This is a genomic window from Mesorhizobium waitakense (assembly GCF_056431085.1).
In genome coordinates this window covers 1-9623 of the sequence record NZ_JBWKME010000025.1, presented here as the reverse complement: position 1 = coordinate 9623, position 9623 = coordinate 1, and the positions used below count along the sequence as shown (strand labels likewise).

Annotated in this window: 10 protein-coding genes and 4 pseudogenes; 9 read left to right on the top strand and 5 right to left on the bottom strand. The window is 59.1% G+C overall.

Annotated features, from left to right (window positions below; genetic code table 11):
- Nucleotides 1-109: 109 nt before the first annotated feature.
- From AC07FD_RS08895 to AC07FD_RS08885, 3 genes and pseudogenes are all read left to right on the top strand, one after another.
- Nucleotides 110-643 (top strand): annotated as a pseudogene (locus AC07FD_RS08895) (IS110 family transposase); the annotation flags it as partial.
- A gap of 229 nt (nt 644-872) precedes the next feature.
- Nucleotides 873-1135: pseudogene (locus AC07FD_RS08890) on the top strand (GlsB/YeaQ/YmgE family stress response membrane protein).
- Nucleotides 1136-1428: 293 nt separating this feature from the next.
- Entirely contained in the window at nt 1429-1911 is a 483-nt protein-coding gene (locus AC07FD_RS08885) for a DUF992 domain-containing protein (RefSeq protein WP_478349546.1), read from the top strand.
- Nucleotides 1912-2048: 137 nt separating this feature from the next.
- Here AC07FD_RS08885 and AC07FD_RS08880 read toward each other — a convergent pair whose 3' ends face one another.
- From AC07FD_RS08880 to AC07FD_RS08870, 3 genes and pseudogenes are all read right to left on the bottom strand, one after another.
- The gene (locus AC07FD_RS08880; protein WP_478349545.1) at nt 2049-2741 is read right to left on the bottom strand and encodes a hypothetical protein; all 693 of its coding nucleotides are present in this window, start codon (nt 2739-2741) and stop codon (nt 2049-2051) included.
- A 4-nt stretch (nt 2742-2745) separates the two neighbouring features.
- A pseudogene (locus AC07FD_RS08875) lies at nt 2746-3009 on the bottom strand (MucR family transcriptional regulator); the annotation flags it as partial.
- A 501-nt stretch (nt 3010-3510) separates the two neighbouring features.
- Nucleotides 3511-4266 (bottom strand): SDR family NAD(P)-dependent oxidoreductase, encoded by a 756-nt coding sequence (locus AC07FD_RS08870; RefSeq protein ID WP_478349544.1) that lies wholly within the window; start codon nt 4264-4266, stop codon nt 3511-3513.
- Between the two features lie 324 nt (nt 4267-4590).
- On the opposite strand from AC07FD_RS08870, the gene AC07FD_RS08865 reads away from it, so the two are divergent.
- The 6 genes from AC07FD_RS08865 to AC07FD_RS08840 all read left to right on the top strand — a co-directional run bounded on the left by AC07FD_RS08865 (nt 4591) and on the right by AC07FD_RS08840 (nt 8666).
- Nucleotides 4591-5169 (top strand): L,D-transpeptidase, encoded by a 579-nt coding sequence (locus AC07FD_RS08865; protein WP_478349543.1) that lies wholly within the window; start codon nt 4591-4593, stop codon nt 5167-5169.
- A 184-nt stretch (nt 5170-5353) separates the two neighbouring features.
- Nucleotides 5354-5494 (top strand): ABC transporter, encoded by a 141-nt coding sequence (locus tag AC07FD_RS08860; protein WP_478349542.1) that lies wholly within the window; start codon nt 5354-5356, stop codon nt 5492-5494.
- Nucleotides 5495-5640: 146 nt separating this feature from the next.
- A complete protein-coding gene (locus AC07FD_RS08855; RefSeq protein WP_478349541.1) occupies nt 5641-6213 on the top strand; it encodes a hypothetical protein in 573 nt (190 codons plus the stop codon).
- A gap of 182 nt (nt 6214-6395) precedes the next feature.
- Nucleotides 6396-6989, top strand: coding sequence for a protein-S-isoprenylcysteine O-methyltransferase (locus AC07FD_RS08850; protein ID WP_478349540.1), 594 nt, complete (start codon nt 6396-6398; stop codon nt 6987-6989).
- A gap of 10 nt (nt 6990-6999) precedes the next feature.
- A complete protein-coding gene (locus AC07FD_RS08845) occupies nt 7000-7779 on the top strand; it encodes a hypothetical protein (RefSeq protein WP_478349539.1) in 780 nt (259 codons plus the stop codon).
- Nucleotides 7776-8666: an SDR family NAD(P)-dependent oxidoreductase gene (locus AC07FD_RS08840; RefSeq protein ID WP_478349538.1), complete on the top strand. Its 891-nt coding sequence runs from the start codon at nt 7776-7778 to the stop codon at nt 8664-8666. The genes AC07FD_RS08845 and AC07FD_RS08840 overlap by 4 nt, the downstream gene beginning before the upstream one ends.
- Before the next feature lie 13 nt (nt 8667-8679).
- Here AC07FD_RS08840 and AC07FD_RS08835 read toward each other — a convergent pair whose 3' ends face one another.
- Together AC07FD_RS08835 and AC07FD_RS08830 are read right to left on the bottom strand one after the other, a co-directional pair.
- Nucleotides 8680-8976: a hypothetical protein gene (locus AC07FD_RS08835; RefSeq protein ID WP_478349537.1), complete on the bottom strand. Its 297-nt coding sequence runs from the start codon at nt 8974-8976 to the stop codon at nt 8680-8682.
- A 267-nt stretch (nt 8977-9243) separates the two neighbouring features.
- Nucleotides 9244-9459: pseudogene (locus tag AC07FD_RS08830) on the bottom strand (polysaccharide biosynthesis protein); the annotation flags it as partial.
- Nucleotides 9460-9623: the final 164 nt, after the last annotated feature.

Here is a 9623-nt window from a genome sequence, read left to right as displayed (position 1 = left end):
ACGATCGCTGCGCCCACACCTTCTTGTCCGCCATCTGCATCGCGGCAACCGTCATCTTCTGGCTCGGTAGACTGCCGCCGTCTCCGTATCAGCAATGGAGGAATACGAGATGAGGCTGTTTGTCGGACTGGACGTATCGTTGGCCAAGATTGCGGTCTGCGTAATCAACGAGCATGGAAAGATCGTGAAGGAAGCGCAGGTTCCGAGCGACCCTGAAGCGATCGTCAGCTTCTCCAAGGCATTGGATGGGACCGTCGCCATCATCGGGCTTGAGGCTGGCCCTCTGTCGCAGTGGCTGCATCGCGGGTTGACCGCGGCAGGGCTTGATGTCGTGCTGATGGAAACCCGGCAAGTGAAGAGCGCGTTGAAAGCGATGCCGATCAAGACGGATCGACGGGATGCGGAGGGGATTGCGCGTCTCCTGCATCTGGGCTGGTTCCGGCCGGTGCACTGCAAATCCGTCTCGGCCCAGGAGGTGCGCGCGCTTCTCGGCGCACGCAAGGCCATCCAGCAGGGTATGATTGCGCTGGAGATGTCGCTGCGCGGCGTGTTGCGGAACTTCGGCCTGAAGGTCGGTGCGATCTCACGCGGGCGCTATGATATGAGGGTGCGCGAACTTGTGGAGGGCAATGCCATGCTGGAGGCAGCATAGGCTGCTCGTTGCAGGGCCCACTTGAGCCCCAGGGTCGCCATTGGACGTGCACGGTCAATCAGCAAGCTTATAACCTTGCGATGCTTCCTCAGGTAGACGGTCTAGACTCTATGTGAGCCGGCGCCGGGTCGGCTGCCGACAGAGGAAGAGACATCGCAATGGCAAGTAGGCGAGCCACGAACGGCGTTCGTAACGATCGCCTGTTTTCTAAGGAGGTCCGATGGACACCATTTGGACGATAATCATTGGACTGCTCGCTGGCATTGTCGCCAAGTTCATTGTCCCTGGCTCCGGGAACGAACCGAGCGGCTTTGTTCTGACGGCGATTTTGGGGATAGTCGGAGCCATGGTCGCTACCTTTCTTGGTCGCACGTTGGGTTGGTATAGACCTGGCGAGGGAGCGGCTTCGTCGGCGCGATTGTGGGAGCCGTAATCGTTTTACTGGTTTGGGGATATTTCGCTCGCAGGTCAGTTTACAACTGACGCAGCGACGAAGTATCCGAGTTTACGATGGGCGTCGGGGCACGGCTCGACGCGGCGTTCGCAGTCGCGCGGTGGCCCTAGCGGTCGACGACGTGCACTGCCACTACGCCATAGCTTACGTCGCGCTCCGCGGCGGCGAGTACAATCTCACCGGCCACCACCATGACCGCCCCAATGCCGCAGGCCCAACGGGGTCTGGGAAGAAAGCGCCGCGTAATTTCCTTTTGTGGTATCCTAGCAGGCAACGCACAGCCTCCAGGGAAGTCTCGACCACCTTACAAGGAGCAACCACAATGCGTAAACGTCTCGCAGCCATCACTCTTGTCGCAATCGCCGCGTCCGTTATGCCCAGCGCGGCTCAGGAGGCAAACACGACGGTCGGACTGCTCGACTGTGTTGTGAAAGCTGGCACACGCTTCATCATCGGCTCGAAAAAAGCTCTGGCATGCACCTTCACGTCGGCCAACCCGAAGGTCGCACCCGAAACATACCTGGGGGTGATCACGAAGTTGGGGCTGGACGTCGGCCCCACGCCGAGGGCAGTGCTGCGGTGGCGGGTCCTTGCGCCAACCGGTAACGTCTATGCGCCCGGCGTGCTGGCCGGTGACTACAACGGCGTTGGGGCCGAAGCAACGGTCGTTGTAGGCGCTGGTGCCAATCTTCTGGTTGGAGGATCCAACAGAACCTATACGTTGCAGCCACTCAGTGTTCAGGTGCAGACCGGCCTGAACGTTGCAGCCGGTGTGACTAGTTTCCAACTTCGTGCCGCCAAATAGAGTAATCGCCCCCTCAGCGCGTTCAGACCGCCAGCCCATCACTATGTGGCTATCGGTTCGGCGACAATCGGCGCGTGCACGTCATGTTGACGACCAACGACGAAGCGAATTTCGCCTAGCCGCCTGTGGTGTGCGTTCTAGCGTACGACTGAAACGTTGTTGGCGGCGACCGCCTTCGGACTCGTATTTAGCTCTCGAAGCTCGGTTATGAACTGCTGTGGCCGCAGGTATCTGGAGGGGACCTTGTATCCCATCGAGCGAGCGATATCCCCCGTAAAGGCGTTGCAATTGTAGACCGACCCATCCCAGACCAGTGAAGTGGTCTGCAGCTTGCGTATGTATGCGACGACCTTGCTATACTCGACTTGGTTCAGCATCACACGCCAGCTTGCCGATCTGTACTGCTCTTCGAGGTCGCCGTCGCTCCAACCCGTCTCGGAGGGCACCGGAACGAAAAGGCCTAATACGTAGGGGATCTCACTTTTGGAAGCAGGGGCAAGCCCCGCCACTTCAGGATCGACGGCCTGTCCCGCCTCGTTGAGACTGCCGAAAACGACATAAGTGTGGCCGAAGGTGAGTGCGTACCGGGAACGAAATTCGATGTAGTATCTACGATCACCATAGCCCGGTGAATACGCGGCCATCGCTTGGTGTACCGTCCCCGTCACGGATGGCGCTACCGAGGCCGCGCGATCATTTCCGATCGACACGTAGCCCGGCTGAGGAGGCAGGTCGTCCGTCGCACATCCCGTCGTAGCGAGCGCGAGTAAGGTCACAAACCAGGTGCGATGTTTCATTTCCACCTGCCGGAAAGCGGTGACGAATGGCATTCGTTTAACATTCCGGTGCGCGTCGGGACAAGTCACTGCGACGGGGATTGGGCTTTAGGGGACCCGCCTTGCGACCTAGCCCCGACGATTTAGCCAGCGCCGACCGAGTTGCGGCATAGTTTGGGGCGACCATCGGGTAGTCGTGCGGCAAGTTCCATTTCGCCCGGTACTCATCCGGCATGAGGCCAGCGATATGCCGCTTCAGTATTCTGAACTTCCTACCGTCCTCAAGACAGATGATGTAGTCCGAATGGCTGGCGTCAGTGGGTGCGGGGGAATTGGGGCAAGGGCGCCGGCCGGGCGGGCCAGAGAGGAAGGGCCGCTTCCCAAATAAGCTACCACAGGGCGTCGAGACGCGTATTGCGCGATCGCGGAAGCCTGTCGCGCATTTCCATCAGTCTTGCTATCTTCATCGACCGAGAGCACCTGGACATAGGCATTCGTCTCCAGCCTCTCGCGCAGCACGATCCGAATGAGACCGGATCGTGCGATTCCCATTTCGGCGGCGAACGTCGCCCACCGCTCAAGGCGGAAGAGCCGCCACCGTCTGTTTCGGACGCTGTTTTCGCGCGCATTCGGACCGATCGACCCCGATAAGATCGACTTTGCGGCGCATAACAGGGCGGCGCACGGCCTCTGATCAAGACCGGCAAATTGCCGAGGGAAGGCCCGCTGCCCCACGCTGGCGGGCTTTCTGGAAGGCCGTGGCGGCGGGGAACCGGCGCTTCGGCTATCGCGGACACGTTCAGCCGCCGAACTTCGCCTTGGACTAATGGGCGGTGTAAGCACCGTCCACCAGATGGTAGCTTCCTGTAATAAAGCTAGCCTGATCGGACAAGAGGAAGCATACAAGAGCAGCCACCTCTTCCGGTTTCCCGCGCCTGCCCATCGGCTGAAGGTCTGCCATGCGCCGGATGGGTACTGCCTCCGTTTGCTCCGATAAAAGGGGTGTTTCGATCCAACCGGGACCGACGACGTTGATTCGGATGCCCATTCTCGCATATTCCATCGCTGCAACCTTGGTTAGTCCAACGACCCCATGTTTCGCTGCCGTGTATGCTGACGCAGTTGGCAAGCCAACGGAACCGAGAACAGAGGACATGTTGACGATGGCGCCTCCGCCCCGATCCAGCATGGCGGCGATTTCGTATTTCATGCAGTAGAATACGCCATTTAGGTTGACGTTTATCAGCTTGTGCCAGTTGTCGAGCGGATAGTCTGCCGTTGCTTTTCGAACGCCATCGATACCTGCATTGTTTACCGCCACATCCAGTGCACCGCATTTCTGGACAGCGAACTCGACCAGCCTTTCCACGGATGTCGCCTCCGTGACGTCGACCGCAAAGTCGTGAGCCCTGCCTCCTTGCGAGCGTATTTCGGCGGCAATGCTGTGCGCCGCCTCGGCATCAATGTCAGCGACAACAACCTGGGCTCCTTCTTGTGCAAGTTGCCGTGAGACAGCCGCTCCTATTCCGGATCCCGCGCCGGTCACAACCGCGACTTTATCTTGGAAGTCAGGCTTCATCGTCCCTATCCTATCCCCAGTGACATACCCGACCAGAGGCCGGTGCTTATCGCAAGAAGTTTCACAATGTTTCGCTTATTAATCCTGTAAACTTACCTTGCGTCTTACCATCTCACCTGCGACCGCCAGACACTGGCGAATGGTTACACCAAGCAACCGGCTTGACAGGATTTCAAGGCACCACACCGCGAAGTGTTTGGCGAGCATGGCTTCGGCTTCGCAACTCCAGGTCAGTTCGGGCAGGGTGGGCGACTTGGCCGGCAGGCCTTGGAATGTTAGAGATGAGGGCAGCGGTAGCGTTAACCGGTTTCTGAGCAGGCAGAAATGAACAACAACAAGATTACGCGCCGAGGGCTGGTGCTCGGCAGCATGGCACTGATGACTGCCGGATGCGCGGGGGAGCCTGTTTCGTTTGTTTCCACTGCGCACCCGACCGTGGATCGTCGCTTCAGCCGGCAGCGTGTGAGGTATTCTGGAAACGAGCCGCCCGGAGCGATCGCCGTCGATACTTCGCAACGGTACCTCTACGCCGTCGAGACAGACGGCTGGGCGACGCGCTACGGCGTCGGCGTCGGCCAGCAGGGCCTTGCGTTCAAGGGTACAGCAACCGTCGGCCGCAAAGCGGAGTGGCCGTCGTGGACACCCACCGCCAGCATGATGAAGCGCAAGCCGCGCCTAGTGCAGTATGCAGGAGGGGTCCCCGGCGGACCAAATAACCCGCTTGGTGCGCGTGCCCTATATCTCTATCAAGGCGGGCGCGACACCCACTTTCGGGTGCATGGCACAGACGAGCCGTGGACGATCGGCACAGAGGTGTCGAACGGGTGCATCCGTTTGGCAAATGACGACATCATTGACCTCTACGACCGTACCCCTTTGGGCACGACGGTGATGGTCATTTGATCGTCCGAGATGCACCGGCACGCTGATCTCCGTCGAATGATGAACTCTGCCAAGCCACCAACCGAGTGCCAACCGTGTCATTTCTGCACTAGGCTTTGGTGTAGTTCGCAGCTAAGTTGGCGGCGCTGCATATTATTTGTGGCGAATCTATAGGCTATTCCGCCCCCGGGGAAAGGATTGCTTGATGAGCAGGATCTTGATTGCAATGGTTGCTACGCTCGCCATTGCCAGCCTGAGCGGCTGCGCGAACGACTGGATCGGCAAGGGAAAGGGTAAGGCTCCGCCGCCGGAACCCGCTCCAGTAGAGCAGCCCGTGATAAAATAAGAACCGGAGTTCGGTCTATGAGAAGGGCCTCCCGGCGCTTCTCATAGACACGCAGTCGGGGCCAAAGCCGGCTTCACAGCCTATGGCGCGGTTGGCGGCATAGAGTGTAGCTAGGCTCAGGCTTTGTGAATTTCGGGAATGCCGCAATGTCGTTTGTAAATGACCGTCTCTTGTTGGTGGCGTTGTTGGCGCTTGGGGTAGCGGCATGTCAGACGAAAGACCTGCCTCCCCAACCGAATTTCGTATCTTCTGTCGATGGCGGAGCTGTGCGTCGACCTAAGGACGAGCGGTACTTCATCGAGTTCCGCTCCCGCTACGCTTTAAGCTACGGCCACACCTACGCAGTTTTTGGCCGCCTGGACCGCGCCGGGAAAATGATCGATCCACAAGTCGCGGGCCTCCACCCGGCGTCGAACAGTGCGGTTCCCTATGTGCTGGGCCATGTCGTGCCAGTGCCAGCTGAAACCGGGTGGAGCGATGGTGATCTGGAAGAACAATACAGATCCGCAAGCTGGCAAATCATATTGAGCCGCGCCGAATACGACAAAGTCGTTGCCTACATCCGGAAGCTGCAGGCGAGTTCGCATGTCTGGCAGGCGACGGTGTTGAACTGCAACGGCTTCGTTGCGGACATCGCGCATCACATGGGGTATAAGACCCCCGCAATTCAGCTGCGGCCCCAACAATTCATTACCGAGCTTCGGGAAATGAATACATAATCAAGGTTCGAGGGATTAATGGGACAGAACGTGATCGGTACTGCCCTAACGGCTGTCGCGTCTGCGGACAAACTCGGAGAGGATCGCTTCGCCCGAGGCCGGCCGGCGACGAAATCAAGGGGATGGTGAGGTGGCCATACACGCTGCTAAGACTGCGTTCGCAGAGGCGCCGGTGACCTGAAGTGACCGTTGCGGCAGCCTCGATTGGCGAGATCATTTGGGCGATCGGCATCGTTGCTTGGTACCTGATCCGATATCCCTTCGAGCGCCGCGCAAGGCGGGTGCGCATCGTAACTGGATATCGCTCACGTTCCGACATACTCGGGCTTGCATCGGCTCTGTTTGGCCTGGCGATCTTGCCCGCCTTCTATGTTATCACTGGCGTCCCCGCAGCGGCTGACCACCCGGCCAGCGCATGGGCCGTGGCTCTCGGCACCATCATCTTCTGCTCCGCCCTGTGGGTTTTTCGCAGATCCCACAAGGAACTTGGCCGGAACTGGTCAATCACGCTGGAGATTCGCGAACGGCATGAATTGATCTGCGCCGGACCATACGCCTTGGTCCGCCACCCGATGTATACCTCGTTCCTCCTCATGGGCCTCGGCCAGGTCTTTCTGCTGGCGAACTGGGTTGCGGGCATGTCGGGTCTGATTGGGTTCGCAATCCTTTTCCTGCTGAGAGTGGACAAGGAAGAGCGTATGATGCTGGAGAACTTCGGGCCCCAATACCGTGCCTATATGAAAAAGACAAAGCGAATAGTTCCTTATCTTTACTAGAGGTCATTTGATGCGAGGCCGAGCCCTCAAGCTTTCGGCGCCCCGACGCCTTGTTGGTGATTTGATGAGGTTTTCGATCGGCGTGCCACGGGTCGCGGTGCAGCGCCAGATGAACCTCGGCCCACTCGTAAGGGCTAGAATGGCGCAACAGACCAGGCCCTCCTGGACCGCGATCTTCCTCAAGGGATACGCGCTTCTCGCCCGAGAGACGCCCGAGCTTCGACGCGCCTATGTCAAATTGCCCTGGCCGCAGCTTTACGAGTATCCGGTAAGCGTAGCCTCGATTGCCCACGAGCGCGAATACGAGGGCGAGCTGGCCGTTCTGCTGAGCTTAATCAAGGGTCCAGAGCGCCACTCTATCACCGAACTCGAGGCATCCATACACGCGGCACGGTCACGGCCGATCCTGGAGGTCAGGGAGTTCCGGCGTGCGTTGCGCATGGCCCGTGCGCCCGCGCCTCTCAGGTGGCTGCTTATGTGGCTGGGATTGAACATCGCCCGGCAAAGGGCAAATTACTTCGGTACCTTCCAACTGTCCGTTTATTCAGGCCTCGGTGCGGAATCGCTCAACCCGCTCACACCATTGACCACGCTTCTGAACTACGGTCCGATCGGCGAAGATGGATCGGTGAATGTCCGCATCCACTACGATCACCGGGTAATGGATGGAGCGAACGTCGCACGAGCGCTGGAGAGGTTCGAAAAGATTCTGAACGGCGCTATCGCCGATGAAGTGTTGCTGCTCGGTCTAGGTGTTGCCGCTCCTTCAAGACAGAGGAACGCGAGATGATTTCGCACCGTGAATTCCGGCCAGCCGTCGTCGTAATTGGCGGCTCGGGTGGAATCGGCCAGGCAATTGCGAGTGTCGCTGCACGGGAGCGCGGTGCGATTGTGCTCGTTGCCCGCTCGCCCGAGGGTTTGGCCGCCGCGGCGGCCCAGGTTCGGGAGGAAGGTGGCGAGGCATTCACTCTCGAGCTGGATCTCGTGGCAGGCGATGCGCCAATGCGCCTCGAGGAATTTCTGTCCACACGCGGACTGATCTGTGATGTCCTTGTCAACAGCGCCGGCTATGGCCTGCGGGGCGCGGCGACGTCGCTTCCTATTGATGGTCAACTCGGCATGATCGATCTCAACATACATTCCCTCACAGAGCTGACCCTCCATTTTCTCCCCGGAATGGTGGCGCGGGGACGGGGCGGGGTGCTCAATCTCAGTTCGTTGGCCGGGTTCGTTCCTGGGCCTTACATGGCTTTGTACTTCGCCAGCAAAGGGTTCGTGCGCTTCTTCTCAGAGGCGCTTCATCAGGAATTGCGCCGCACCGGTGTGACCGTCACATGCTTGGCACCGGGGCCGGTGCCAACGGAGTTTCTGGAAAGATCGGGCGCCTATCAGACGGTTCTCTTCAACATCTTGCCCAAGCTGGATCCGGAGGAAGTGGCCGAACAGGCGTGGCGAGGGTTCAAATCCGGTCGTCGCCTCGTCGTGCCAGGCATCTCGGCTAAGTTGGTTGCCCTTGCGGCCAAGCTGCTGCCTTCCGCAGCGATGCTGCCTCTGATCGGCCGGCTGCAACGCGGCGGCAATGATCCATGTCCTTGCGGTTCAGGCAGGAAGTTCAAGAAATGCTGTGGTGCTGGCCAGATCCAGCTCCGCCGCGGCCCTCGACGGATTATCCGCTGACCGGACCAGCACGTCACCGCTCTCGATTCAGAAGTAGCTGATTGCTGTTGGGTTGCGGCTCAAACGAACAAACGTGCGGCCGTTTGACCAGAGGGCCCTCGGTAATATGGGCTTCCTGCAATTTGGTGGTGAGGTCGGCAACGCGCGTTCCCAAGACATGGGAGGCTGTCAATTGAAGAAGCCTCGGGACATCGACGATATTTCGTCGTTGAATGCCGAGGTTTGTTTGTACACTGAGATCGGGCTCGCGATAGGGCCATTGAGAAGCCGACCGGTTTGCGCAGACAGTGCTACCGATCATCGGGTCCATCCAGCGCTCCGGCATCACCAGCCTGCGTGGCCTGTCAGTCGCCTTGAACAATCGCGGGGTCCGCACAGCCCGCAATGGCCAATGGCAGGTCTCGAACGTGCGCAACCTGCTGGCGCGATCCACGAACCCAGTTTGAAGGTCTGATCAGTTTTTATAGGCGGGAAGATCCAAGGTCCCAATCGCGTCGAGGATTGTTCGATAGAGGCTGTCGGGGGGGCACTGCGATGAGGTTTAGTGCTTGCTCGAGTCCTTCCCGCCCATCAGCAGCCCGCCGGCCCTGATCTGCTTCTCGAACAGCGGGACCACGGATCCAGCCGAGCCCAGAACGTTCCCAAACCGAACGGTGACGAAACGTGTGCCGTTGACCTCCGAGTCGAGATCCATCGCCTGGCAGAACATCTCCGCCATCCGCTTGGTCGCGCCCATAACGTTAGCGGGATTCACAGCCTTGTCGGTCGACACCAAAATCATCGGGGAGCGGCCGACCCATTCATACCAAATTGTAAGGTGGGCCCACGGAACCGAACCAGGAGTTCGCAGCTTCTTAGCATTCAACGAAGCATGCATAAGGCGAGTCTAATGTTCAGCGACAAAGAAACACGATTTTTAGAGGCAGGGCTGTTCGTCGCTGTGCCGGTTTCAATCCT